This window comes from Pseudomonas sp. PDM22 (assembly GCF_014851965.1).
Taxonomy (GTDB): domain Bacteria; phylum Pseudomonadota; class Gammaproteobacteria; order Pseudomonadales; family Pseudomonadaceae; genus Pseudomonas.
On record NZ_JACVAR010000004.1, the window covers coordinates 92610 to 117894 of the forward strand.

The following is a 25285-nucleotide window of genomic DNA, read 5'->3' on the forward strand; positions in this document are numbered from 1 at the left end:
TTCGGCAAGCGCTGTTATGCCGCTGTCTCATTCGGCAACAGTGCCATCGGGCAGGGTCGGCAGCGCGCGCAGGGCCTGTTCGTACCACTCGCCGTTGAACGGGCGGTCCTCGGCCAGCATCGCCTCGATCTCGTGGGCGAGCACCAGGGCCATCAGGTGCAGGGCGTCCTCGCGTTCGTAGCCGACCAGGGTCAGCTTGTTGAACACCGCGCGGGCGGCCGCCGGGCTCTCGCTCTCGATCTGGTTCTCGATGGCCTGGATCAGGGTGTCTTCGGCGAAGGACTCTTCGCCATCGTCTGGGTCTGTCATCACATTGCTCTCCGGCGGACTTGTGAAGCCGCCCGAAGTTGGCCAACCTGCGGGGCAACTTCAGGTGCGTAAAAGGATCGTCGGGCGACATGATCACCTATTACACCCTTGTCGGCGACCGCCTGGTGCGCCACAACGGCAGCGAGTGCCACGGCATGCCCAAGGACACGCTGTGGATCGATCTGTTCCAGCCCACGGCGCAAGAGGAGCAGTTGCTGGAGTCGATCATCGCGGTGGATGTGCCGACCCGCGAGGAGATGGCCGAGATCGAAGATTCCTCGCGCTTCTACGAGAGCAACGGTGCGCTGTACATGACCACCAGCGTGGTCGGTGGCATCCGCGAGCACAATCCCACTGTCTCGGAAGTCACCTGCGTGCTGACCCCGCACTGGCTGGTGACGGTGCGCTATACCGACCTGCTGGCCTTCCGTACCTTCGAGACGCGCACCCAGCGCGGCGGCTGCGAGGGTCGCAGCGACCAGCTGTTCGTGACCCTGATGGACAGCGTGGTGGACCGCATCGCCGACGTGCTGGAGATCGTCCAGAAGCAGCTCGACAGCCTGGGCACCAGCATCTTCCGCGAGGGCCCGGCCAGCGAGAAGGCCGACCTGCAGGAAGTGGTCAAGCAACTGGGGCGCAAGAACTCGCTGCTGTCCAAGCTCAACGAGAGCCTGCTGAGCATCAGCCGGCCGCTGTCGTACTTCCGTCAGGGCAGCAACGGCTGGATCAGCGACGAGGTGAAGCTGGGCATGAAGTCGGTGGAGCGCGATGTACGCTCGCTCAGCGAGTACCAGACGAAGATGGCCGGGGAAATCACCTTCCTGCTGGACGCCACCCTGGGTTTGATCAACATCGAGCAGAACAGCATCATCAAGGTGTTCTCCATCGCTGCCGTGCTGTTCCTGCCGCCGACCCTGGTGGGCACGGTGTACGGCATGAACTTCGCGCACATGCCGGAGCTGCAATGGCTGGCCGGCTACCCCATGGCGCTGGTGGCGATGGTCATCTCGGCGATCATTCCCTACTACTGGTTCAAGTACAAAGGCTGGCTCTAGGCGGGTTGATGCGGGTCAAGAAAGGCTTGCGGCACGGGTAGCACAGTGGAGGGCCGTCCCCACGTCTCACAGGAGGAGACCATGGCCCAGCAGCCCAAGCCCCGGCAGCCCATTTCCCAGGAGAGCCTGCCGCCACCCGAAGCCAGCAAGCCCGCCGCCGCGGCGCTGCCCGAAGCGACCACCGAGGGCGGTGCGCAGATCCAGGCACAGAGCCAGGGCCCGGTCGCGCTGACCGTCGCCATGGCCCCGCGCGGCAGCAACGAGGACTCCGGCTCCGCCCAGTTGCCCGCCAGCTATCCCTACCGCAAGCGCCTGCAGCGCAGGGAGTACGAGAAGGCCAAGGCCGAACTGCAGATCGAGCTGCTGAAGGTGCAGAACTGGGTGAAGGAGACCGGCCAGCGCATCGTCCTGCTCTTCGAGGGCCGCGACGCCGCCGGCAAGGGCGGCACCATCAAGCGTTTCACCGAACACCTCAACCCGCGCGGCGCCCGCGTGGTGGCGCTGGAGAAGCCCAGCGACGCCGAGCGCGGCCAGTGGTATTTCCAGCGCTACATCCAGCACCTGCCCACGGCCGGTGAAATCGTCTTCTTCGACCGCTCCTGGTACAACCGCGCCGGGGTCGAACGGGTGATGGGCTTCTGCTCGCCGCGCCAGTACCTGGAGTTCATGCAGCAGACGCCGGAGCTCGAGCGCATGCTGGTGCGCAATGGCATCCACCTGTTCAAGTTCTGGTTTTCGGTGAGCCGCGAGGAGCAGCTGCGCCGCTTCGTCTCGCGCCGCGACGATCCGCTCAAGCACTGGAAGCTGTCGCCGATCGACATCCAGTCGCTGGACCGCTGGGACGACTACACCCAGGCCAAGGAGGCGATGTTCTTCCACACCGACACCGCCGACGCGCCCTGGGTGGTGGTCAAGTCCGACGACAAGAAGCGCGCGCGGCTCAATTGCCTGCGGCACTTCCTGCACAGCCTGGATTACCCGGACAAGAACCCGAAGATCGCCCGTGCCCCGGATGCGCTGCTGACGGGCCGTGCCGCGCTGATGGACCGCGATGAGCTGGAGCGCCCGGCGCAGGCAATGGTCCCGGTGCAGATACCAGAGCCGGAAGCCATCCCGGCCTGAGGCGCTACTGCTGGCTGATCAGCATGAGCTGGCCGGAGACCGCGCGGGCGTTGCGATCGACGATGATCGGCGCCCAGGGCCGGCCGGAAGCGCTGACGCCGCTGTTGCTCTTGCTGTTCATGTCCAGAAGCGCCTTGCTCAGGTACTCCCAGCGGGTGCGCAGTTTCTTGGTCGCGTCGCTGTCGGGCAGCTGGTCGATGCGCTGGGTCAGCAGCGGCACCAGTACGCCCTCGTCCTGGCCGAGGTATTCCTGCGGCTGCTCGCGGGCCAGCTCCAGGCCGCTGATATAGGCGCGCCCCAGGTACTGGGTGGCGAGGTACTCCACGCGCACCGGCAGCTCCCACAGCGGAATCTGGCTGGCGTCGGCGGTAGCGGGGACGAAACGTTCGATCTGGGTGAGCAGATCGCGCAGGGAGCGGCTCAGGTCCTGGTTGTAGCGCCAGGGCATATCTTCTTCCTTGGGGCCGTAGGAAACGCCGTTGCGAATCTGGGTAACGAACTCCGCATGGGCCTTGCGCAGGGCATCGTCAGCCTTGGGGTAGGCCTTGACGGCATTGTCCAGCGTGGCCAGGTCCTTCTCCAACTGGGCGGCGTGACCTTCCTGGAAGCCTTCGCCGCGCAGCAGCAACAGGCTGTTGATCGAGCGGCAGGTATAGACCTGCAGGGTCTGCAGCTGCAGTTCCTCGCTGGGGAGGTTGGCCTGGGCGGCGAGGGCGAAGAGTCCGAAACAGCACAGCATGAACCCACGAACGATATCGAACATGGCGGAGGCGTCCTTATTGTTATTGTGAGCCGCGCGATTCGCCGGATGTGTGTCTTTTTGGCGCCAGAAACGCAGCTATCCCTAGGCTAGCCGCGAACGAAGCCGCTGCAACCGACCGAAAGAGTGATTTGTGCAGGTGATGCCTGGTGCGGACGACGCCGGGGTGCGGGGGATTCTTTGTACGGGGGGCTCTGTACGGGTGAAGGTGCCGGCGGAAGGTCAGGAGGGGGGGAGGACTGCTCTGGGGAGAGAGCCGGACCTTCCACCGGGCTTGAGGGGCAGGCTGGTGTCAGAAGCGCCAGTAGGCGGAAAGGGTGGTCTGGTCGAGGTCGATGTCGCCGACGTCCAGGTATTCCTGCTCCAGGCGCACGCCCAGGCCGCCAATCACGTCCAGTTCGCCGCCGAAGCCGTAGAGTGGGTCCACGTCGTCGGACTTGCCGGCGGCGTCGTCATCGGCGTGCCAGGCATGCACGCCGGCAATGCCGTACAGGCGGATGCGCTGGCCGATGGGGAAGCCCAGGTGCACGTTTGCTTGCAGTGATTCGCCGTCGAAGTGCTTTTTGCCGTCGCTCATGTCGCCGAAGTCGACCACCGCGCCTTCCAGGGACAGGTAGTTGTTCAGGCGGTAGCCGGCGTACAGCTTGTAGCTGTCGTCCTGGTCATCGAAGGAGCGGTCGTCGATCTCGAGGCGGGTGACGCCGCCACCGACGTAGAGGCCGCTGTCGTCGGCCATCGCCAGGGCCGGGGCGGTCAGGGCGAGGGCGCAGAGGAGTTTCGAAAGGCGCATAGGATTCCCTTGCGGCCGACGTGGAGAGCCGGCCGCCTTGCTGTCTTGCGGAGGGTTGGGTGCCGCTCTGGTGCGGGCCTTTCGGCGGCTGCGCGGCGGCGGGGGCATTAGAGCGGGGCGGCAGCCTGCGCGACCATCGAAGCTTGTCGAGAGTCGTCTGGCTTTTGTTCTAGAGGCTGCCGTTCTGGAGGCTGTCGGCGAGCGTCAGGCGTGGGCGGCCTGGCGCAGGCGTTCGCGGTCCAGTATCTCGATGCCGCCATAGCTCAAGCGCACGATGCCCTGGGCTTCCAGCTCCTTGAGGATCTGGTTAGTGGTCTGCCGCGACAGCGACAGCATGGCCGCCAGTTGCTCCTGCGGCAGGTGCAGTTCGCGCTTGGCGGTGGCCGACTCGCCGTAGCCCTCGGCGATCATCAGTAGGCGCCGGGCCAGGCGCGGCGCCGCCGGCAGCAGCGACAGCTCCTCCAGCACGGCGAAGGTGATGCGCAGTTTGTGGCTCATCAGCAGGGCGAAGTCGCGCCAGTACTCCGGGTGCTGCGCCAGCAGCGCCTGTAGCGGCGCCAGGGGCACCTGCAGCAATACGGTGGCGCCCTCGGCGTAGGCGTCGTGGGTGCGCGGCTGGCCGTCGAACAGGCAGATCTCGCCGAACCAGTTGGGCGCTTCGACCAGGGCCAGCAGCGCTTCCTTGCCGGTCTCGCCGACCACGCTGACGCGCATCGCACCTTCCACCACGCAGTACAGGCCGCAGGGCGCATCGCCGCGGGCGAACAGACGCTGGCCGGCGGGCAGGCGGCGCACCACGGCGGCGTCGCACAGGGCCTGGCGCAGCCCCTCGGGGAGGGTCTGGAACCAGCGGCCATCTTGCAGGCAGGCGAGGTAGGGCTTGGCGTCGGTCATGGGCAATGTCGGCTAGCTGACAGAGTGGCAAGGCACAGATCGCCATCATGCCAGTACCTTGCGGGAGAACAACAATGAAAACTCTGGTCGATCACCTTGCCCAATATGCCGCCTACCACCGTGACCGGCGGAACATCGTCAGCCATTTCATCGGGATTCCGATGATCGTGCTGGCCATCGCCACCCTGCTGTCGCGCCCCGGTTTCGAGTTGGCCGGCCTGCTGGTCTCGCCCGCCACGTTGCTGGCGCTGGCCTCGGTGGTCTTCTACCTGCGCCTGGACCTGCGTTTCGGCCTGCTGATGACCGCGCTGCTGGCGCTGTCGCTGTGGCTGGGCGCCGGCTTTGCCGCCGGCAGCACCGCCTACTGGCTCACCTGGGGTATCGGCCTGTTCGTCGTGGGCTGGATCATCCAGTTCGTCGGCCACTGGTACGAAGGGCGCAAGCCGGCGTTCGTCGATGACCTCACCGGGCTGATCGTCGGCCCGCTGTTCGTCGCCGCCGAAGCGGCCTTCCTGCTGGGCCTGCGCGATGAAGTGCGCCACGCCGTGGAAGAGCGCGCCGGCCCCACCTGCATCCGCGAGAAGAAGGCGACCGCCTGATCCGCCTTATTCCGTACCGCTGAGCTGGCGCAGGATGCGCGCGCTGTCGGGGTCGGCCGGGAAGAAGGTTTCCAGGGCCAGCTCCGACAGTGTCACGTCCACCGGTGTGCCGAACACCGTGATGGTGCCGATCAGGCTGCACACGCCCAGCTCTGTCTGCAGTTGCACCGGGATCAGCACCATGTCGCCGCTGGCTGCCTCGTCGTAGGGCGGTGCCGGGTAGCCTGCCACTTCGTCGCGCAACGCCGCCAGCGCGGGGTCGCCGCTGGCTTCGAAGTCGCGCTGCAGGCGCTCCACCACATGCGCCTTCCACGGCCCGAGATTGAGAATGCGCGGTGCCAGGCCCTTGGGGTGCAGGCTCATGCGCAGCACGTTGATCGGCGGCTGCAGCAGTTCCGGGTCGACGCCGATCAGGAAAATGTCCACCGTGCGGTTGGACGCCAGCAGGTTCCAGTGGCGGTCTACCACCATCGCCGGGTTTGGCTCGTGGGCCTTGAGCAACTGGTCGATGGCCTGCCGGGCTACCGTCAATGCCGGGTCGTCCAGGCCCTTCTCCGAGTACACCGGGGCGTAGCCGGCGGCGCTGAGCAGGCGGTTGCGTTCGCGCAGGGGGATGTCCAGCTGTTCGGCCAGGTGCAGGAGCATCTCGCGGCTGGGCAGGGCGCGGCCGGTTTCGACGAAGCTCAGGTGGCGCGTGGAAATCTCCGCGTCGCAGGCGAGGTCGAGCTGGCTGAGCCGGCGGCGCTGGCGCCATTGGCGGAGCAGGGCGCCGACTGGTTGGGCCGGGTTTTCGTGGGCTGATCTGTTCATGGCTTCGAACGATAGACCTGCTGCCCGGTAACGGCCATTACCTGGCAGGTAATCGACGCCCCTACGTCCCGGGCGGATTCTTCAGCCACACGCCGCCAACCGGTGGCGACCCCTGAAGGAGCTTCGCCATGACTCTGCTGCAATCCTCACCGCTGCTTCGCCTGACCCTGAAAGTCGATGCCATCGCCGGTGGCGCCATGGGCCTGCTGATGGCCCTCGCCGCGCAACCGCTGGGCGAACTGCTGGGCCTGCCCTTCGTGCTGTTGCTGGTGGCCGGCATCGTGCTCCTGCCGCTGGCGCTGGTGCTCTACTGGATGAGCAATCAGAGCGTTCTGTCGCGCACCGGCGTCTGGGCGGTCATCGCCCTGAACGCGCTGTGGGTGGTGGAGAGCGTCGCCCTGCTGGTGACCGGCTACGTGCAGCCGACCGCCCTGGGCTACGCCTTCGTCGTAGGCCAGGCGCTGGTGGTCCTGCTGCTGGCCGAACTGGAGTTCTTCGGTCTGCGCCGGTCGGCTGTCCTGGCCTTGTGAATGCAACAACAGGAGGGCGCATAACGCGCCAGCGATATCCGCCGGACAGGAGCCGGCGGATAACCTGTTCCAGGTTATGCGCCCTACGGTGCTGCGGGATGCGCAACGCCTTATGCCAAGGCTTCGCGGACGAAATCGAGGCGATCCTGGCCGAAGAACATCTCGTCACCGACGAACATGGTCGGTGCACCGAACATCCCGCGCTTGATCGCCGCCTCGGTGTTGGCCTTCAGCGCATCCTTCACTTCCTGCTCGGCGGTCAGCGCCAGCAGCGCCTGCGGGTCGAAGCCCGCCTCAGCCAGCAGCGGGCCGAGCACCGCCGGGTCGCCCAGGTTCAGCGCGTCCACCCACATGCCCTTGAACACGCAGGCCAGCAGCGCTTCGAAGCGTTCCGGCTGGCGCAGCTGCACGCCGGTGGCGGCGCGCATCAGGGTGAGGGTGTTGATCGGGAAATGCGGGTTCATCTTCAGCGGCACGCCGTAGCGGCGGGCGAAGCGCAGCATGTCGATCATCGTGTAGCGGCCCTTGGCCGGGATGGCGATGGGCGAGGCATTGCCGGTGGCCTGGAACACGCCGCCCAGCAGCACCGGGCGATAGACCAGCCCGGCTCCTGCCTCGGCGCAGATCGCTGGCAGCTGGGTATACGCCAGGTAGGAAGTCGGGCTGCCGAAATCGAAGTAGAACTCGACGGTCTTGCTCATGAGTGGCTCTCTCTTTTTTGTAGGTTCGCAAAATCGACAGACGACCTTGCGAGCTAGAGCCAGGCTAGGCGGAGTCCAGCAGGGGCGCGGAGTTTACGTTTGTAAATGAGCAGACCCTGCTGGATTCCAACGACGCCTGGCCGACGCGCAGCTAGTCGTCTTTCGATTTTTTACCAGCGCTCGATCCAGGGGCGCAGGTCCAGTTCGAAGGTCCAGGCATCGCGCGGCTGGGAGTGCAGGTACCAGTAGCTGTCGGCGATATGCTCGGGATCGAGAATGCCGTCCTGGTCCTTCAGCGCGTAGCGCTCGGGGAAGGTCTCACGGATGAATTCGGTATCGATGGCGCCATCGACGACAACGTGGGCGATGTGCAGGCCCATCGGTCCCAGCTCGCGGGCCATGCTCTGGGCCAGTGCGCGGATGCCGTGCTTGGCTCCGGCGAAGGCGGCGAAGCCCGAGGCGCCGCGCAGGCCGGCGGTGGCGCCGGTGAACAGGAGAGTACCGCGCTGGCGCTTGACCATGCGCTTGGCCACTTCGCGGCCGGTGAGGAAGCCGGAGAAGCAGGCCATTTCCCAGATCTTGAAGTACTTGCGCGCGGTCTCTTCGAGGATGCTGCAGGGCACGTTGGCGCCGATGTTGAAGACGAAGGCCTCGATGGGGCCGATGTCGCGCTCGATGGTTTCCACCAGCTCGATCACCGCCTCTTCCTTGCGCGCGTCGGAGGCGAAACCGTGGGCCTCGCCGCCTTCGGCGCGGATCTGCTCCACCAGCGGCTGCAGCTTGTCGGCCGAGCGCCGGGTGACGCAGGCGACGTAGCCCTCGCGGGCGAAGCGGCGGGCGATGGCGCCGCCGGTGGCATCGCCGGCGCCGATGACCAGGACGACTTTCTTGTTCGACATGCTCGTTTCCTCTGCGGGGTGCGCGAAAGTTGGTAAACGGTCGTTAGGTAAACGAACGTTATGTTAATCTGCGAGACATCGTCAACCGCTTCGCCGGAGTCGCCCCGATGCGCTACTCAGCCACCCACAAGGAAGAAACCCGCCAGCGCCTGCTCGACAGCAGCGGCGCGCTCGCCAAGCAGGGTGGCTTCGCCACCTCCGGCGTGGACGGGCTGATGAAGGCGGTGGGCTTGTCCGGCGGGGCGTTCTACAACCACTTCGGGTCGAAGGACGAACTGTTCGCCGCCATCGTCGAGCGCGAGTTGCAGCAGAGCGTCGAGCGCCTCGCGGCCAAGGGCAAGGTGCTCGATCGTGCGCGCCTGGAGCGCGGCCTGAAGCGCTACCTGAGCGTTACCCACGTGCAGGACGCTGGCGCCGGTTGTGCGATTCCGGCGCTGGGCGCGGAGATCGCTCGCGCCGATGAGTCCGTGCGGCAGAGCGCCGAGGATGCGCTGCTGGAGTTGCAGCAGGCCTGGGGCGAGGCGCTGGGTTCGCCGGAAGACGCCTGGGCGTTGCTGGCGCAATGCGTCGGCGCGCTGGTGGTGGCGCGGATGGTTGCCAGCGAGAAGACGCAGAAGGCGATCATCGAGTCGAGCCGGGAGTTTTTGCTGCGTCATCTCGACGAGCAGTGAGGTGCTATCCCGTAGGGCGCATAACCCGGCACGGGTTATCCGCCGGGATGGCGGATAACGCCGTAGGCGTTATGCGCCCTACGCAAGCCAATCAGCGCGGGTCAGAGACCGCGGATGGCAAGGTCGGCGCCGAGCAGGAGCAGTCCGCCGAAGAAACAGCGGCGGAACGCCAGCGGGCTGATCCGCGAGCGCAGCCAGGTGCCCAGGTACATGCCCGCCAGTGCCGGCAGCAGCGCCATCAGCGACAGGCCGAGCACATCCGCCTGCAGCAGCGAGCCGTGCTGGCTGAGGGTGATCGCCAGGGCCAGGGTCGAGACGGTGAAGGACAATCCCAGTGCCTGCACCAGGTCGTCCTTCTCCAGCCCGAGAGCCTGCAGGAACGGCACGGCGGGAATCACGAAGACGCCGGTCACGGCGGTGACACCGCCGGTGATCACGCCGATCAGCGGCGACAGCCAGCGCTCGTGTTTCGGTGCCACGCTGAAGCGCTTGTTCGACAGCCCCAGCAGCGCGTAAAGAATCAGTGCCACACCCAGCAGCGGTGTCGCCGCCGGCCAGTTGCGTCCTGCCAGCAGCCAGCCCACCAGCAGGGTGCCGATGACTATGCCGACCAGCATGCCCCACATCCGCTTGAGCAGCCCGAGGAAGCGCGGCCCGGCGGCGAGCTGCCAGATGTTGGTGACGGTAGAGGGTACGACGAGAATCGCGGCTGCCTGCATCGGCGGCATCACCAGCCCGAGCAGCCCGACGGCGACCGTGGGCAGGCCGAGGCCCACCACCCCCTTCACCAGGCCGGCGAGGAGGAAGGTGAGGATGATCAGTTCGAGGTGCTGGGGGAGGGCGTCGAACATGGCCGGGCCTTGCGTGAAAAGGACCGGGGCAGGATACGGAAGATCGAGGGTCGACGCGAACCTGCAGGAGCGGGCCATGCCCGCGATCACGTCCATGGGACGCTCCTGCAGGTCTACGGATGCATCAGATATTCGCCACCGGCTGGTAGGCCTTCGGCTTGAAGTACAGCGTCTCGCCACGGGCCAGCCCGGTCAGGCTGTCGTGGTCCTTGACCACTTCGGCCTCGATCAGCTCGTCCTGGCCGTCGACCTTGAGGGTCACGCGGGTGATCGCGCCCAGCGGGCGGATGTCGCGGACTTCGGCGGCGCGGTGCTCGGCCACTTCGGAGCGCGACAGCGAGATTTCGTGCGGGCGGAACAGCACGTGCTCGTCACCGCCGATGTGCAGGCGGTTGGAGTCGCCGAGGAAGTGGTAGACGAAGTCGCTGGCCGGGTTCTCGTAGACCTCGCCAGGGGAGCCGATCTGCTCGATCACGCCCTTGTTCATCACCACGATGCGGTCGGCGACTTCCATCGCTTCTTCCTGGTCGTGGGTGACGAACACGGAGGTCAGGTTGATCTCCTCGTGCAGGCGTGCAAGCCAGCGGCGCAGCTCTTTACGCACCTTGGCGTCGAGGGCGCCGAAGGGTTCGTCGAGCAGCAGGATCTTAGGCTCCACCGCCAGTGCACGGGCCAGCGCGATACGCTGACGCTGGCCGCCGGAGAGCTGCTCCGGGTAGCGGTCGGAGAGCCAGTCCAGCTGCACCATGTTGAGCAGTTCGTGGACTTTCTCGGCGATGCGCGCTTCGCTCGGGCGCTCCTTCTTGGGCTTCATGCGCAGGCCGAAGGCTACGTTGTCGAACACCGTCATGTGGCGGAACAGTGCGTAGTGCTGGAACACGAAGCCGACATTGCGATCACGCACGTCGTGCTGCGAGACGTCCTCGCCGTGGAACACGATGTTGCCCACGTCCGGGGTTTCCAGGCCGGCGATGATGCGCAGCAGGGTGGTCTTGCCGCAGCCGGACGGGCCGAGCAGGGCGACCAGCTCGCCGCTGTGGATGTCGAGGTTGATGTCGTTCAGCGCCTTGAAGGCGTTGAAGTTCTTGCTGACGTTACGGATCTCGATGCTCATGGCGTGGCTCTCACTTATTCATCGTCAGCTTTGACTTTGGTGCGGGACAGGCGCGACTCGCTCCACTGCTTGAGCAGCAGGATGACCAGGGCCATCAGCAGCAGCAGGGTGGCGACGCTGAAAGCGGCGACGTGGTTGTATTCGTTGTAGAGGATTTCGACGTGCAGCGGCAGGGTGTTGGTGACGCCGCGGATGTGCCCGGAGACCACCGACACCGCGCCGAACTCGCCCATGGCCCGCGCGGTGCACAGCACCACGCCGTAGATCAGGCCCCATTTGATGTTCGGCAGGGTCACGTGCCAGAACATCTGCCAGCCATTGGCGCCGAGCAGGCGCGCGGCCTCTTCCTCCTGGGTGCCCTGTTCCTGCATCAGCGGGATCAGTTCGCGGGCGACGAAGGGGAAGGTGACGAAGAGGGTGGCCAGGACGATGCCGGGCACGGCGAAGACGATCTGGATGTCGTGGTCCGACAGCCACTCGCCGAAGTAGCCCTGGGCGCCGAACAGCAGCACGTAGATCAGGCCGGCGATCACCGGGGAGACCGAGAACGGCAGGTCGATCAGGGTCACCAGGATGCTCTTGCCGGGGAACTCGAACTTGGTCACGCACCAGGCGGCGGCGATGCCGAACACCAGGTTCAGCGGCACCGAGATGCCCACGGCGATCAGTGTCAGCTTCAGCGCGGCGAGCGCGTCGGGTTCCAGGATGGCTTCGAAGAAGGTGCCGAAGCCCTGCTTCAGCGCTTCACTCAGAACGACGAACAGCGGCAGCAGCAGGAACAGGGCGAAGGCCAGCCAGGCCAGCGCGATCAGGGCGCGGCGGCCCCAGACATTACCCCGGCGAGCAGCGTTGGCAGCGGCCGCGGCGGAAAGGCTTGCGGTACTCATGGCGCGCTCCTCAGGGTGTTTCGATGCGGCGTTGCAGCAGGTTGATCAGCAGCAGCAGGACGAAGGCGACGACCAGCATCAGCACGCCGATGGCGGTGGCGCCGGTGTAGTCGTACTGGTCCAGCTTGACCATGATCAGCAGCGGCAGGATCTCGGTCTTCATCGGCATGTTGCCGGCGATGAAGATCACCGAGCCGTACTCGCCGACGCCGCGGGCGAAGGCCAGGGCGAAGCCGGTCAGCCAGGCCGGCAGCAGCGCCGGCAGCAGCACATGGCGGAACACCTGCAGCGGCTTGGCGCCCAGGCAGGCGGCGGCTTCTTCCACTTCACGCGGGATATCGGCCAGTACCGGCTGCACGGTGCGCACCACGAACGGCAGCACCACGAAGGTCAGCGCCAGGGTGATGCCCAGTGGGGTGTAGGCGATCTTCAGGCCGATCTCGGTGGCGAAGCGGCCGACCAGGCCGTTGGGCGCGTACAGCGCGGTGAGCGCGATGCCGGCCACGGCGGTGGGCAGGGCGAAGGGCAGGTCGATCATCGCGTCGATGATCTTGCGTCCCGGGAAGCGGTAGCGCACCAGCACCCAGGCCAGCAGGGTGCCGATCACGCCGTTGATCAGGGCGGCGATCAGCGCGGTGCCGAAGCTCAGCTTGAGCGCGGCGATGACCCGCGGCGCGGTGATGATGGTCCAGAACTGATCCCAGGAGAGCTGGGTCGTCTTGAGGAACATGGCCCCCAGCGGAATCAGCACCAACAGGCTGAGATACACCAGGGTGTAGCCCAGAGTCAGCCCGAAGCCGGGTATGACCGGGGAGATGCGTCGCGACATTGTCTGTCCTTTCTCATGAACGCGTTGAGCCCCCGCCATGGGGCGGGGGTTTTCCTTTTCGCCCAGGCTGTGCACCGGCCTGCGCGGATCGGGACGCCCGGCGCAGGGCCGGGCGGGTGGCGCACTACTGCGCCTGGTAGATCTTGTCGAAGATGCCGCCGTCGTTGAAGAACTTGGGCTGCGCGACTTTCCAGCCGCCGAAGTCCTTGTCGATGGTCACCAGGTTGAGTTTCGGGAACTGGTTGGCGAACTCGGCAGCGACCTTGGCATCACGCGGGCGGTAGAAGTTCTGCGCGGCGATGCGCTGGCCTTCTTCGCTGTACAGGTACTTCAGGTATTCCTCGGCGACCTTGCGGGTGCCTTTCTTGTCGACGGTCTTGTCGACCACGGCCACCGGCGGCTCTGCCAGGATGGACACGGACGGAACGACGATCTCGAAGTTCTCGCCGCCCTGTTCCTTCTTGGCCAGGAAGGCTTCGTTTTCCCAGGCCAGCAGCACGTCGCCAATGTTGTTGTTGACGAAGGTGATGGTCGAGCCGCGGGCGCCAGTGTCCAGAACCGGCACGTGCTTGTACAGGTTCTGCACGTATTCCTGGGCTTTCTCGTCGCTACCGTATTCCTTCTTCGCCCAGGCCCAGGCGGCCAGGAAGTTCCAGCGGGCGCCGCCGGAGGTCTTCGGGTTCGGGGTGATGACTTCCACGCCCTGCTTGGTCAGGTCGGCCCAGTCCTTGATGCCCTTGGGGTTGCCCTTGCGCACCAGGAACACGATGGTCGAGGTGTAGGGGGTGCTGTTGTCGGGCAGGCGGGCCTGCCAGTCGGCGGGCAGCAGCTTGCCCAGCTTGTTCAGTTCGTCGATGTCGCCGGCCAGGGCCAGGGTCACCACGTCGGCCTTCAGGCCGTCGATCACGGCGCGGGCCTGTTTGCCCGAGCCACCGTGGGATTGCTGCACGGTCAGGTCGTCACCGCCTTGGGCCTTCCAGTGCTTGATGAAGGCGGCGTTGTAGGCCTGGTACAGCTCGCGGGTCGGGTCGTAGGAAACGTTGAGCAGTTGGGTCGCGGCGGAGACGGGGCCTGCGACCACAGTGGATATCAGTGCGCTGGCCAGTGCGGCCAGGGCGAAACGGCGGATGGACATGTGCAGCTCCTGAAAAAAATGCAGTTCTTTATGTTTGTTTGGCAGGGTCTTTCGGGGGCGATCTCAGCCACGCATTCGTGGCTGGCTGCTGCAGTACCGGTGGGGCAGGGCGGTCATGGCGACGCTCCGGTGGTCCAGTCATGCCCCTTGATAAAGGGGCGCGTCGGCTCAGGCAGGCTTGCCGGGGCTCTGCTGCAGGCGGAATTTTTCCTTGCGCTCGATCTGCACGACCTGGCCGTTGTGCACGGTGATCTCGACGGCGCCGAAACGCAGGCCACGCAGGGCGCTCTGCACTTCGCGCAGGATGTTGGCTTCGTCCTGGCCGTCCAGGCTACGGAGGGTTGCGCTCATGGGTATCTGCTCCTAGTGGGTTTACCACCGGCCGTTTCATCGACGGCGCGTGCGGTGTGAGCGCATCTTAGGCAGGAGCTGGATATTCTTAAAAATACTGTTTAAGAATTTTTATATATCCGAAAGTTTTTAGCGCGATTTCATGCGGGGTCGCGCGGCAATTGCGCGAGCAGGACGTCGGCCGGCTGCGGGGCGCCGTACCAGTAACCCTGGCCGAAATCGCAGGCGTGGGTGAGGAGGAAGGCGGCCTGGTCGGGCCGCTCGATGCCCTCGGCGACCACCTGCAGGCCCATGCTCTGGCCCAGGGCGATCACCGCGCAGGCGATGGCGGCGTCCTCGGATTCGTCCGGCAGGCCGGCGACGAAGCCCTGGTCGATCTTCAGCTTGTGCACCGGCATGCGCTTGAGGCGCATCAGCGAGGAGTAACCGGTGCCGAAGTCGTCGATGGCCAGGTGCACGCCCAGCAGGCGCAGTTGGCAGAGCAGCTCCAGGGCCTGGTCGAAGTTCTCCATCACCGCGCTTTCGGTGACTTCCAGCTCCAGGTGATGCGGCTCCAGGCCGCTCTGCTCCAGCGCCAGGGCCACACGCTCTTCCAGGCCGCCACGACCGAACAGCCGGCTGGAGACGTTGACCGCGATGAAGTCCAGGTCGGCGCCGGCGTCCAGCCACTGGCGCATCTGCCGGCAGGCCTGGTCGAGTACCCAGGCGTCGATGGCGGTGATCAGGCCGCTTTCCTCGGCCACTGGGATGAACTCGCTGGGCGGAATCAGTCCCTGGCTCGGGTGCTGCCAGCGCACCAGCGACTCGACACCGACCATGCGGCCGGTGGCCAGGTCGTGCACCGGCTGGAAGTACAGGCGCAGTTCGTCGTGGTCCAGCGCGTGGCGCAGCGCCGATTCCACCTGCACGTGGGAGCGCGCGCGGGCGGTCAGCTCGGGGGTATAGAAGGCGTAGAGGTTGCGCCCGCTGGCCTTGGCCTGGAACAGCGCGGCGTCGGCGTGCTGCAGCAGGTGGTCGACGTTGCGCGCGTCCTCGGGGAACAGGCTGACGCCCAGGCTCACCGACATGTAGATGATCTGTTCATTGACCTCGAAGGGCGCGCTCATCGCTTCCAGCAGGCGCTGGGCGAGGCTGCTGGCGTGGTGCGGCTGCTGGCTTTCGAGAACCACGGCGAACTCGTCGCCGCCCAGTCGCGCCAGGGAGCAGCGTTCGTCCAGGCAGTCTTCCAGGCGCTTGGCCACCGCGCGGATGAGCAGGTCGCCGATGGTGTGGCCGAGGCTGTCGTTGATGTGCTTGAAGTGGTCGAGGTCGATGCTCAGCAGTGCGCCACCGTTCTGTTCGCGCTCGGCACGGGCCAGCGCCTGCTCGATGCGCTCGCGCAGCAGCAGGCGGTTGGGCAGGCCGGTCAGCGGGTCGTGGTGGGCGAGGAAATCCAGTTCGTGCTGCGAGCGCTTGAGGCTGCTGAGGTCGGAGAACACCGCGACGTAGTGGGTCAGTTCGCCCTCGTCATTACGCACGGCGCGGATGTGCTGCCATTGCGGGTACACCTCGCCGCTCTTGCGGCGGTTCCAGATTTCGCCGCTCCACACGCCGTTCTCGTGCAGGGCGGCCCACATGCGCTGGTAGAAGGCGTCGTCCTGGCGGCCGGACTTGAGCAGCGAAGGCTCGCCGCCGAGCACGTCCTCGGCGCTGTAGCCGGTAATGCGCGAGAAGGACGGATTGGTGTGCACGATCACGCCGCGCGCGTCGGTCACCAGCAGGCCTTCCTGGGTCGCCTCGAACACGGCGGCGGCCTGGCGCAGGTGGTCTTCGTTGCTGCGCTGATGGGTGATGTCGCGATTGACGCCGGTCAGGCGCAGCGGGCGGCCGTCCTCACCGCGGGTCAGGCGGCCACTGCTGCGAACCCAGCGGTAGGTGTCGTCGCTGTGGCGGATGCGGTAGACGCACTCCAGACGCGTGCTCAGGCCCTGGAGGCAATCCTGGTGAAGGGCCAGGACGCGCGCGCGGTCCTCCGGATGCAGGCGATTTTCCCACAGCAGCAGGTCATCGCTCAGGTGCTCCAGGGGCAGGCCGAGCAGGTTGGCGTAGCCGGAGGAATAATGGACGCGCTGGGTTTCCAGGTCCCAGTCCCAGATGCCGTCCTCGACCACCGCGAAGGCGCGGCTCAGGCGTTGCTCCTTGTCGGCCAGCGCGGCGAAGGCGGCGTGCTGCCGGCGAAAGTGCCGCCAGAGCAGGAAGAACAGCACGAGCGAGGTGATAGCCAGGAACAGGTACTTCTTCACCTCCATCCAGTGCATCAGCGAAGCGGGATCGATGAGCAGCTTTTGTAACCATTGGTCACTGAGCAGCACCCAGAGGGAGCCCAGGGCCAGGTACAACAGACTGATGCGCAAGGCGCTGAGGCGAGGATTCATGCGGTAGTGGGTTGGATTTATTGGCTGTGCAGTATAAATGATGGCCACGTGGCCACATTCGTATCTAAAAGACCGGATGGTAATCCGGACCTGCTTGGTGATAATGCGGCTGTCTTTTCCCGGTACAGCGCGCCCAGCAGGGCGTAGTTCTACCCCCTTCCGAGGTACAGTATCGCCTATGTGGTACAACGGTTTCCTTGACCTGTCGCCCTGGCAACTGGTGGCAGTCACCCTGGTCCTGACGCATATCACCATCGTCAGCGTCACCGTCTATCTGCACCGCTACTCGGCGCACCGCGCGCTTGAGCTGCATCCGGCGCTGCAGCATTTCTTCCGTTTCTGGCTGTGGATGACCACGGCCATGAACACCCGCGAGTGGACCGCCATCCACCGCAAGCACCACGCCAAGTGCGAAACCGCCGAAGACCCGCACAGCCCGGTGTACAAGGGCCTGGGCACCGTGCTGCGCACCGGCGCCGAGCTGTATCGCAAGGAGGCGGAGAACCCCGACACCCTGCGTATCTACGGCAAGAATTGCCCGGAAGACTGGATCGAGCGCAACGTCTACTCGCGCTACCCGATCGGCGGCATCGTGCTGATGGCGATCATCGATCTCGCGCTGTTCGGCGTGCTCGGCATGACCGTCTGGGCCGTGCAGATGATGTGGATCCCCGTGTGGGCCGCTGGCGTCATCAACGGCCTGGGCCACGCCGTGGGCTACCGCAACTTCGAATGCCGCGACGCCGCCACCAACCTCGTGCCCTGGGGCATCCTGATCGGCGGTGAGGAACTGCACAACAACCACCACACCTACCCGAACTCGGCGAAGCTGTCGGTGAAGAAGTGGGAGTTCGACCTGGGCTGGGCCTGGATCAAGGTGTTCAGCTTCCTGCGCCTGGCCAAGGTTGCCCGCGTGGCACCCATCGCGCACCGCGTGGAAGGCAAGGGCAACCTGGACATGGATACCGCCATGGCCATCCTCAACAACCGCTTCCAGATCATGGCCCAGTATCGCAAGCTGGTGATCGGCCCGCTGGTGAAGCAGGAACTGGCCAAGGCCGACGAGTCGGTACGCCACCTGTTCCGCCGCGCCAAGCGCCTGCTCTCGCGTGAAACCAGCCTGCTGGAAGAGCGCCACCATGCGCGCATCCAGGACCTGCTCGCGCAGAGCCAGTCCCTGCAGGTGATCTACGAGAAGCGTCTGGCCCTGCAGCAGATCTGGGTGAAAACCAGCGCCAACGGCCACGACATGCTCGCCGCGATCAAGCAGTGGGTGCACGAGGCGGAAGCCAGCGGTATCCAGTCCCTGCGCGAGTTTGCCGAGCAGCTGAAGACCTACTCCCTGCGTCCGGCCGTCTGAATGGCGGAAACGTCCTAGGACGTTGAGAGATGCGTCTCAGAAAAGCCCGCCGTTCGGCGGGCTTTTCGTTTAATTTGCAGCAGCCTGGCGTAGTTTGCGGTCATAGCCCCGGTCAATGAGCGGGAGGATGCTGATACATGGATGAGAATAAATTGCCGGCCGATCAGGAAGAGGCCCTGCTGGCACTGCTGCACAGCCGCGCCGAGGTGACGCGCCTGAAGGAGCGCGAACAGCTCTTCAGCGCGCTGCTGGCGAGCGTGAACTCGGTACTCTGGGCCTTCGACTGGCAGGCCCAGCGCATGGTCTATGTCAGCCCGGCGTACGAGCGCATCTTCGGCCGCTCCGCCGCACTGCTGCTGGCGGACTACAACGAGTGGCGCAACTGCATCTATCCCGATGACCTGGACTACGCCCAGAGCACCCTGCAGGAAGTGCTGCAGCGCGGCGCCATCGAGCAGCGCGAATACCGCATCCTGCGCGCCGACGGCGAAGTGCGCTGGCTCAGCGACAAATGTTTCGTCAGCCAGCACAGCGACGCGGGCCTGCCGCTGATGATCGTCGGCATCGCCGAGGACATCACCGACAAGAAGCACCTGGAGACCGAGCTGCACCGCCTGGCCACCACCGACGTGCTGACCCAGAGCAGCAACCGCCGCTACTTCTTCGACAGTGCCGAGCAGGCCTTCCGCGACTGCAAGGCGACCTCCACGCCGCTGGCGTTCCTGCTGCTGGACGTGGACGACTTCAAGAAGATCAACGACGTCTACGGCCACCAGGTCGGTGACGTGGTCCTGCAGCGCATCGCCCAGAGCGGGGCGGGCGCGCTGCGTCGCGGCGACCTGTTCGGCCGAATCGGCGGCGAGGAATTCGCCGTGCTGCTGCCGGGGTGCGACGAGAGCATGGCGCGGCAGATCGGCGAGCGCCTGCAACGGGAAGTGCAGCGCCTGCGCTTCAACGAGGCCGAGCATTTCTTCAGCGTCACCATCAGCCAGGGGCTGACCCTGTTACAGCCCGATGACCAGAATCTTTCCGCGCTCTACAGCCGCTCCGACGCGGCACTGTATCAGGCAAAACGCACCGGCAAGGACCGCATAGTTCAGGGATGAAACACTCCAGCCTGTCCGCGGTGGAAACATTAATACTTTCTGACTAATCCCTTTCTCGCAGATTCGGGACTGTATGTTTCTGCTGTCAAAATGCCTGTGTCGGCTTTATGGCGCGTTATAAATCAATGACTTGCGAGTCGTGATTTGCCTTCTGTCGGAATCCCGGCGTAGGATTGCTTCCTACGTTGACATGCCTTCATCCCCCCCACTATTACTATCCACATAGCAATATCGTGTGGTGTCCGGATGAGACACCTCAGGGAGCAGTCGCACGAGCAGTAAGGTCATGGAAGATTCTGCCACCTCTTCTTCCTGTTATTTTCCTATCGCTGCCTGACAACTTTCGCCAGCATCTCGCTGCGGAAGCGCGATAGATTTTTGCTTTTTGTTTTTCCAGATTTTCGGAACTTGGCCGAGGGGCGGTAGCTTTGCCCAGCGAAAAGTAACGGCCACTCCAGGGACGAACAGTTGATTGTCGTTAATCGAATCGGGTCATTCGAACTCGGGCGGTAGCCTTGTCTTCGAATTTTCAATTTGGCCCGGCGTAGAGCACCTCCTGGACTGGAGTGAGTGACGATGGCCGCTGAAACAATGGAAAACGACGGCACTTATCGCGCCGTTGAAACAGGCAGAAAGAGCGACGCTTCCCGGGCGGGAAGTGTTTCGCTGATGAAACTGCGGGAGTTTGACGCCAATCCCCGAGGCGTTAATGAAAAGTTTAGTCGAGCTGATTCCGTTAGTTCGAAATTTTGTTATGCCGGCTCCTTGTTGTGTAACAAACATGAACTTTCCCCTGAAATTAAGCCGCGCCAGACAGTGTTCGTTTCATTTCTGAAACAGCAACTTCTGCGCCGTGCCGAAGTTCTTCTGCAGGCGTTCGCCATCCATTCCGAACTGACTCCCGCGACCTTCCCGAAGAAGGTCCGCGCGACGGCGGCTGCGCCGCGAGTGACGGAATTCCGGCGCGAACGCTGCCACCCTGCCGGCCGACAGCGCCGGCCTCACGAGAGCCGCGCGCCCCGCCGCGCTGGGAGTCAAGGCTGATGGCCGAGCAATCGCTTCGTTCCAACTATGCCTGTGTGGTCGGCGGCGCCGGCCCGGCAGGCATGGGCTTCCTGTTCAACGCCTACAAGACCGGCGCGCTGGCGACCCTCGCCCGCGACGGCCTGCTGGTCGTGGACGCAGCGCTGGCGGTCGGCCGTGGCCGACTGGGGGATTACCACATCACGGCCAACTCGGTCGGCGACGTGTTCCTCGACTGTCTGCGCGATCCGGCGTTGTTGCCGATTTTTGCGCCGCTGGCGCATTCGCGGGCATTCCGCGCCCTGCAGGACGATCCCCATGGCGCGCCGATGCTCACGCAAGTGGGCGAGTTGCTGGCGCACGCCTCGACGCTGTTCATGCGCTATGTCACCGAGCACCTGGGGGTCGAAGTGGCGCTGGGTACGCGTATCGAAAAGATCACCGCACTGGACGACGGCAGCTTCCAGCTGGCGCTGCGCAGCGGCTCCCATACCGCGCAGATCGACGCCGGCGCGCTGGTGATGAACCTGGGCGGCCGGCAGAACCGCGAGTACCTGAACTGGAGCCTGGCCGAGCAGGACCTGCACCTGTCCCACGACGGCCCCACGGTCTACTCCTCCGACGCGCTGCTGAGCCTGAACGCCGCCGAGCTGGTGGAGCTGTTCGGCGACCGCGTGACCCCGGGTACCCGCTTCACCGTGGTCGGTGGCTCGCACAGCGCCTTCTCGATCCTCGACAACCTTGCCTGCGCCCTGGATTGCCTGGGCCTGGAGCAGATCACCCTGCTGCACCGCGCGCCGATCCGCCTGTTCTTCGAGAGCGTCGAGGAAGCTCGCGCGGCTGGCTATGGGGTGGACGAGGGCATGGATGTCTGCCCGGTGTCCGGTCGGGTCAACCGCTCCGGCGGCCTGCGCTACCGCGCCCACCAGGTCGGCACCGACGTGCTCTCCAACGGCGTGGTCAGCGGCACCCGGGTGAAGGTCGAACTGCTGTGCCTGGAAGATCGCTCACCTGCCGCGCGCGAACGCCTGGAGCAGTGCTGCAGCGACGACGGCGTGTTTGTCCAGGCCATCGGCTACCAGCCGTGCCTGCCGGCCCTGCGCCGCGCCAACGGCGAGCCGCTGCAGGTGCGCGAGAGCAAGGGCGGGCTGGATTCCGACGCCGCCGGCTGCCTGCGTGACCACACCGGCCGGCCGATTCCCGGCCTCTACAGCTTCGGTCTCGGATCGGGCCTTGCGGCCAACCCGATGCTGGGCAGCGAGCGCTCCTTCGACAGCCGTATCTACGGCGTCTGGCAGTTCCACAACGACGCCAGCGGCCGGGTCATCGAGGCCCTGCAGGAGCACCTGGCCAACCGCGCAACGCAAGCCGAGCAGGTTTCTCAAGACCACAGCCACACCGGCATCGACGACGCGCCCTTTGCGCTGTCGGCACTGGGTTGAGCGGCGCACGCCGGCTCGACAGCTAACGGACTTTCCATCCAAGAGAGGGATGCGACCGTGATCAATGTGACCAAGACCTACCTGGGCAACCCGGAGAAGTTCAAGGCCTACGTGGACCAGATCTATGCCTCCGGCTGGATCACCAACCACGGCCCCTTCGTCACGGAACTGGAAGAGCGCCTGCAGGACTACTTCGGCGTTCGCCATGTGATTCTGACCAACAACGGCACCATCGCCCTGCAAGTGGCCTACCGGGCCCTGGGCGTGACCGGCAGTGCCGTGACCACCCCCTTCAGCTTCGTTGCCACCAGCAGCACGCTGCAGTGGGAGAGCATCCGCCCGCGCTTCGCCGACATCGATCCGCGGACCTGGAACCTCGACCCTGCGCGCATCGAAGCCAGCCTTGCGCCGGATACCACCGCCATCGTCGCCACCCACGTGTTCGGTAATCCCTGTGCGGTGGAGGAGATTCAGGCGGTGGCCCAGCGCAACCAGTTGAAAGTGATCTACGACGGCGCCCACGCCTTCGGCTCGCGCTACCGCGACCGGTCGGTGCTGGCCTGGGGGGACGCCACCACCCTGAGCTTCCATGCCACCAAGCTGTTCCACACCATCGAGGGCGGCGCCATCGTCACCTCCGACGACGAGCTGGCGAAGCAGATCCGCCTGATGTGCAACTTCGGTATCGCCGGCGTCGACCAGATCGTCGGCCTGGGGATCAACGCCAAGCTCAACGAGTTCTCCGCCGCCATGGGCCTGTGCGTGCTCGACGAGATCGACAGCATCCTCGCCCAGCGCGAGGAGATCGCCGCCCGCTACACCGCAGCCCTCAGCGGCTACTACGACCTGCAGGCCAGCGAGAGCTACGCGCGGCTGAACAACAGCTACTACCCCATCGGCCTGCGCGACGAAGCCCAGGTGCTGCGCGTGCGCACCGCGCTGAACGAGATCGGGGTCAACCCGCGGCGTTACTTCTACCCGTCGCTGGACACCCTCGACTACCTCGCCCCGCAGGTGCCGCAAGTGCTGTCCCGCGAGCTGAGCCAGCGCATCCTCTGCCTGCCGCTGTACCCGGGCCTGCCGCAGGAGATCCAGCGCGCGGTGATCGAAGTGCTGCTGCTGGAAAGCGGCCGCGTCGCCGTCGCGGTGTAAGGGGACGATCATGCGCACCGCACGCTCGCTGTCGATGGTCCGCAACACCCTGATCAATTACGCAGGGCAGGCGTACGCCATCGTCATCGGCATCCTGATCCAGCCGTTCTACCTCGGCCATCTCGGGGCCGAGGCCTACGGCCTGATCGGCTTCTTCGCGGTGTTGCAGAGCTGGCTGCTGTTGCTCGACATGGGCCTGTCGCCGGCGCTGGTGCGCCAGGTGGCCCACGGCCGTGGGCTCAGCGGCGAGGGCCAGGAGCAGGCCCGCCTGCTGCGCTCCTTCGAGCTGATCCTGCTGCCGCTGACCGTGCTCAGCAGCCTGGCGGTCTGGGGCGGCAGCCACTGGGTCGCCGGGCAGTGGCTCAAGGTGCAGCAACTCTCGCCCGAGCTGGTGGCGCAGTGCATCAGCCTGATGGGCCTGCTGGTGGCCCTGCGGCTGTACGCCACCCTGTACCGCAGCGCGCTGCAGGGGCAGGAGCTGCACGGCTACATCAATGCGGTGAACGTGTTCATCACCACCCTGCGCTACTTCGGCGGCCTGTTGCTGGTGGCGCAGGTCAGCCAGGACCCGCTGGTGTTCTTTCAGTTCCAGGTCGCGGTGTCGCTGATCGAGGCGCTACTGCTGGGCAGCAAGGCCTACCTGTGGATGGACGTGCGCCTGCTGACCCGCTTCTGCTGGGACACGGTGCGCCCGGTGCTGCCCTTTGCCCTGGGCATGTCCTTCACCTCCTGCCTGTGGATCGTGCTCACCCAGCTGGACAAGGTCCTGCTGTCGAACCTGCTGCCGCTTGAGCAGTACGGTTACTTCTCCCTGGTGGCGCTGATTTCCGGCGGCGTTCTCACACTGGTCAATCCGCTGGCGCAGTCGCTGCTGCCGCGCATGACCGTGCTGGTCGCCGAACAACGCCACGAAGACATGCAGCAGCTCTATCTGAAGGCGAACCGCTTCGTCTGTGTGCTGCTGTTCCCGATGGTCGCGGTGATCGCCGCTCATGGTCATGACCTGGTTCTGGCCTGGAGCGGCGATGCCGTGGCCGCCAGTTGGTGCCGGCCGATCCTGGCCTGGTACGTACTCGGCTCAGGCCTGCTGGCGGTGGCCAGCTTCCAGTTCTACCTGCAGTACGCCCATGGCCTGCTGCGCATGCACGTCTGGTACACGGTCATCTCCACCCTGGTGACCGTGCCGCTGGTGATCGCCAGCGCCTACCTCTACGGCGTGCTCGGCGTGGCGCTGTGCTGGTTCGGCCTGCGCCTGGTGTCGTTCCTGATCTGGCCGGCGATCGTCCACCAGGCCTTCGCTCCCGGCCTGCATGGCCCGTGGCTGCGCGACACCCTGCAGATCGCCGCGCTCAGCGCCGCCGGCCTTTTGCTCAGCGAGCCCTTCTACGCGCTGCTGGCCCGCTCCGGCGAGCGCCTGTGGCTGCTGGCGGCACTGGCCGTGTGCGGCCTGATCACCCTGTTCCTCGTGGGCGCGGGCTCTGCCCCGGCTTTGCTGCGCCTGTTCAAACCGTCCCACAAGCCGAGTGTCTAGACATGGATATCCGCTCCGAGCTGCAGATCCTCTCCAACTGGCCGGAAGACCCCAAGCCTCTTCTGAGCATCGTCTGCCTGGCCTACAACCAGGTGAACTACATCGGCCGCACGCTGGACAGCTTCCTCGAGCAGGTCACCGACTTCCGTTTTGAAGTGCTGGTCAATGACGACGCTTCCAACGACGGCACCAGCGAGCTGATCGCCGACTATGCCGCGCGCTACCCGCACATCATCAAGCCGATCTTCCACAAGGAAAACCAGTACTCCAAGGGCGTCTCCCATGGCCTGCCGGTGTTCCGCAAATGCCGGGGCCGCTACATCGCCTACTGCGAGGGCGACGACTTCTGGACCGACCCGCGCAAGCTGCAGATCCAAGTCGACTTCCTGGAGAAGAACCCGGACTACGTGATCACCTACCACGATGCTTACACCTACAACGAGGAAGGCGTGATCAAGCCCCGGCAGCTCACCGGCAAGTACCGCCGCGACGCCAGCCGCCTGGACCTGCAGAAGGCCCGGCCGATCTCCACCCTCACCACCTGCTTCCGCAATGTCCTCACCGAGATGCCCGAGGAGCTGCGCACCACGCGCATGGTCGACCTGTGCTGGTGGTCGCTGCTGGGCGCCTTCGGCAAGGGCCGTTTCATCGAGGAAATCCGCCCGGCGGCCTACCGGGTGCACCAGGGCGGGATCTTCTCCATGCAGGCCGATCGCGTGCAGCAGCAGATGACCCTGCACACCTACTACTGCCTGTCGCGCTACTACCAGCGCCTGGGCAATCAGGAGCTCAACGAGTACTTCCTGATGCAGGTCTGCCGGATGTCCATGGCCGCCGTCTCGCCCATGCGCAAGGTGCAGGCCTTCCTGCTGCTGATCGGCAACCACGGCGCCAACCTGCTCAAGCGGCTGAACCCGATTTCGGCGCGCTGAGCCGCGCCACCTCAATGG

General features: G+C 65.4%; 26 protein-coding genes. 12 read left to right on the forward strand and 14 right to left on the reverse strand.

Annotation, left to right across the window (positions count from 1 at the left end):
• Positions 1–27: 27 nt before the first annotated feature.
• On the reverse strand, positions 28–309 hold the full coding sequence (locus tag IB255_RS15455; RefSeq protein ID WP_081515199.1) for a hypothetical protein: 282 nt from the start codon (positions 307–309) through the stop codon (positions 28–30).
• Positions 310–398: 89 nt separating this feature from the next.
• On the opposite strand from IB255_RS15455, the gene IB255_RS15460 reads away from it, so the two are divergent.
• Positions 399–1364: a magnesium transporter CorA family protein gene (locus IB255_RS15460; protein WP_081515200.1), complete on the forward strand. Its 966-nt coding sequence runs from the start codon at positions 399–401 to the stop codon at positions 1362–1364.
• Between the two features lie 240 nt (positions 1365–1604).
• Positions 1605–2486, forward strand: a complete 882-nt coding sequence (gene ppk2, locus IB255_RS15465) for a polyphosphate kinase 2 (protein WP_225594891.1) — start codon at positions 1605–1607, stop codon at positions 2484–2486.
• A 4-nt stretch (positions 2487–2490) separates the two neighbouring features.
• Here the strand turns inward: ppk2 and IB255_RS15470 are convergent, their stop codons facing one another.
• The 3 genes from IB255_RS15470 to IB255_RS15480 all read right to left on the reverse strand — a co-directional run bounded on the left by IB255_RS15470 (position 2491) and on the right by IB255_RS15480 (position 4930).
• Complete coding sequence (locus IB255_RS15470; protein ID WP_081515202.1) at positions 2491–3249, reverse strand: hypothetical protein; 759 nt, start codon at positions 3247–3249, stop codon at positions 2491–2493.
• A gap of 289 nt (positions 3250–3538) precedes the next feature.
• Complete coding sequence (locus IB255_RS15475; RefSeq protein ID WP_081515203.1) at positions 3539–4036, reverse strand: outer membrane beta-barrel protein; 498 nt, start codon at positions 4034–4036, stop codon at positions 3539–3541.
• 204 nt (positions 4037–4240) lie between these two features.
• Positions 4241–4930 (reverse strand): Crp/Fnr family transcriptional regulator, encoded by a 690-nt coding sequence (locus IB255_RS15480; protein WP_081515204.1) that lies wholly within the window; start codon positions 4928–4930, stop codon positions 4241–4243.
• 74 nt (positions 4931–5004) lie between these two features.
• Between IB255_RS15480 and IB255_RS15485 the strand changes: the two genes are divergently transcribed.
• Complete coding sequence (locus IB255_RS15485) at positions 5005–5529, forward strand: DUF962 domain-containing protein (protein WP_081515205.1); 525 nt, start codon at positions 5005–5007, stop codon at positions 5527–5529.
• Positions 5530–5535: 6 nt separating this feature from the next.
• Here the strand turns inward: IB255_RS15485 and IB255_RS15490 are convergent, their stop codons facing one another.
• The gene (locus IB255_RS15490) at positions 5536–6339 is read right to left on the reverse strand and encodes a helix-turn-helix domain-containing protein (protein ID WP_081515206.1); all 804 of its coding nucleotides are present in this window, start codon (positions 6337–6339) and stop codon (positions 5536–5538) included.
• Between the two features lie 128 nt (positions 6340–6467).
• Between IB255_RS15490 and IB255_RS15495 the strand changes: the two genes are divergently transcribed.
• On the forward strand, positions 6468–6869 hold the full coding sequence (locus IB255_RS15495; RefSeq protein WP_081515207.1) for a hypothetical protein: 402 nt from the start codon (positions 6468–6470) through the stop codon (positions 6867–6869).
• A gap of 110 nt (positions 6870–6979) precedes the next feature.
• On the opposite strand, the gene IB255_RS15500 is transcribed toward IB255_RS15495, so the two are convergent.
• Positions 6980–7570 carry a 2-hydroxychromene-2-carboxylate isomerase gene (locus tag IB255_RS15500; RefSeq protein ID WP_081515208.1) on the reverse strand — a complete coding sequence of 197 codons (591 nt, stop codon included), beginning with the start codon at positions 7568–7570 and terminating at the stop codon, positions 6980–6982.
• Between the two features lie 170 nt (positions 7571–7740).
• Positions 7741–8469 (reverse strand): SDR family oxidoreductase, encoded by a 729-nt coding sequence (locus IB255_RS15505; protein WP_081515209.1) that lies wholly within the window; start codon positions 8467–8469, stop codon positions 7741–7743.
• A 107-nt stretch (positions 8470–8576) separates the two neighbouring features.
• On the opposite strand from IB255_RS15505, the gene IB255_RS15510 reads away from it, so the two are divergent.
• Positions 8577–9140, forward strand: coding sequence for a TetR/AcrR family transcriptional regulator (locus IB255_RS15510; RefSeq protein ID WP_081515210.1), 564 nt, complete (start codon positions 8577–8579; stop codon positions 9138–9140).
• Positions 9141–9241: 101 nt separating this feature from the next.
• Here the strand turns inward: IB255_RS15510 and IB255_RS15515 are convergent, their stop codons facing one another.
• The 7 genes from IB255_RS15515 to IB255_RS15545 all read right to left on the reverse strand — a co-directional run bounded on the left by IB255_RS15515 (position 9242) and on the right by IB255_RS15545 (position 16721).
• Positions 9242–9991 carry a sulfite exporter TauE/SafE family protein gene (locus tag IB255_RS15515; protein WP_081515763.1) on the reverse strand — a complete coding sequence of 250 codons (750 nt, stop codon included), beginning with the start codon at positions 9989–9991 and terminating at the stop codon, positions 9242–9244.
• 124 nt (positions 9992–10115) lie between these two features.
• The gene (locus IB255_RS15520; RefSeq protein WP_045215470.1) at positions 10116–11105 is read right to left on the reverse strand and encodes a sulfate/molybdate ABC transporter ATP-binding protein; all 990 of its coding nucleotides are present in this window, start codon (positions 11103–11105) and stop codon (positions 10116–10118) included.
• Between the two features lie 14 nt (positions 11106–11119).
• Positions 11120–11992, reverse strand: coding sequence for a sulfate ABC transporter permease subunit CysW (gene cysW, locus IB255_RS15525; protein ID WP_081515211.1), 873 nt, complete (start codon positions 11990–11992; stop codon positions 11120–11122).
• 10 nt (positions 11993–12002) lie between these two features.
• Positions 12003–12821, reverse strand: a complete 819-nt coding sequence (gene cysT, locus IB255_RS15530; protein ID WP_017520777.1) for a sulfate ABC transporter permease subunit CysT — start codon at positions 12819–12821, stop codon at positions 12003–12005.
• Positions 12822–12945: 124 nt separating this feature from the next.
• Positions 12946–13956, reverse strand: coding sequence for a sulfate ABC transporter substrate-binding protein (locus tag IB255_RS15535; protein WP_081515213.1), 1011 nt, complete (start codon positions 13954–13956; stop codon positions 12946–12948).
• A 168-nt stretch (positions 13957–14124) separates the two neighbouring features.
• Positions 14125–14307: a sulfur starvation response protein OscA gene (gene oscA / locus IB255_RS15540; protein WP_017520779.1), complete on the reverse strand. Its 183-nt coding sequence runs from the start codon at positions 14305–14307 to the stop codon at positions 14125–14127.
• Between the two features lie 140 nt (positions 14308–14447).
• Positions 14448–16721, reverse strand: a complete 2274-nt coding sequence (locus tag IB255_RS15545) for a putative bifunctional diguanylate cyclase/phosphodiesterase (RefSeq protein ID WP_081515214.1) — start codon at positions 16719–16721, stop codon at positions 14448–14450.
• 178 nt (positions 16722–16899) lie between these two features.
• On the opposite strand from IB255_RS15545, the gene desA reads away from it, so the two are divergent.
• From desA to IB255_RS15580, 7 genes are all read left to right on the forward strand, one after another.
• The gene (gene desA / locus IB255_RS15550; RefSeq protein ID WP_081515215.1) at positions 16900–18081 is read left to right on the forward strand and encodes a delta-9 fatty acid desaturase DesA; all 1182 of its coding nucleotides are present in this window, start codon (positions 16900–16902) and stop codon (positions 18079–18081) included.
• A gap of 137 nt (positions 18082–18218) precedes the next feature.
• Positions 18219–19187 carry a sensor domain-containing diguanylate cyclase gene (locus tag IB255_RS15555; protein ID WP_081515216.1) on the forward strand — a complete coding sequence of 323 codons (969 nt, stop codon included), beginning with the start codon at positions 18219–18221 and terminating at the stop codon, positions 19185–19187.
• 576 nt (positions 19188–19763) lie between these two features.
• The gene (locus tag IB255_RS15560) at positions 19764–20231 is read left to right on the forward strand and encodes a hypothetical protein (protein ID WP_192210550.1); all 468 of its coding nucleotides are present in this window, start codon (positions 19764–19766) and stop codon (positions 20229–20231) included.
• Positions 20231–21652, forward strand: a complete 1422-nt coding sequence (locus tag IB255_RS15565) for a hypothetical protein (RefSeq protein WP_081515218.1) — start codon at positions 20231–20233, stop codon at positions 21650–21652. Before IB255_RS15560 ends, IB255_RS15565 begins: the two co-directional genes overlap by 1 nt.
• Positions 21653–21709: 57 nt before the next feature.
• A complete protein-coding gene (locus IB255_RS15570) occupies positions 21710–22804 on the forward strand; it encodes a DegT/DnrJ/EryC1/StrS family aminotransferase (protein WP_081515219.1) in 1095 nt (364 codons plus the stop codon).
• Between the two features lie 10 nt (positions 22805–22814).
• A complete protein-coding gene (locus IB255_RS15575; protein ID WP_192210551.1) occupies positions 22815–24335 on the forward strand; it encodes a lipopolysaccharide biosynthesis protein in 1521 nt (506 codons plus the stop codon).
• Between the two features lie 2 nt (positions 24336–24337).
• The gene (locus IB255_RS15580) at positions 24338–25267 is read left to right on the forward strand and encodes a glycosyltransferase family 2 protein (RefSeq protein WP_192210552.1); all 930 of its coding nucleotides are present in this window, start codon (positions 24338–24340) and stop codon (positions 25265–25267) included.
• Positions 25268–25285 lie beyond the last annotated feature (18 nt).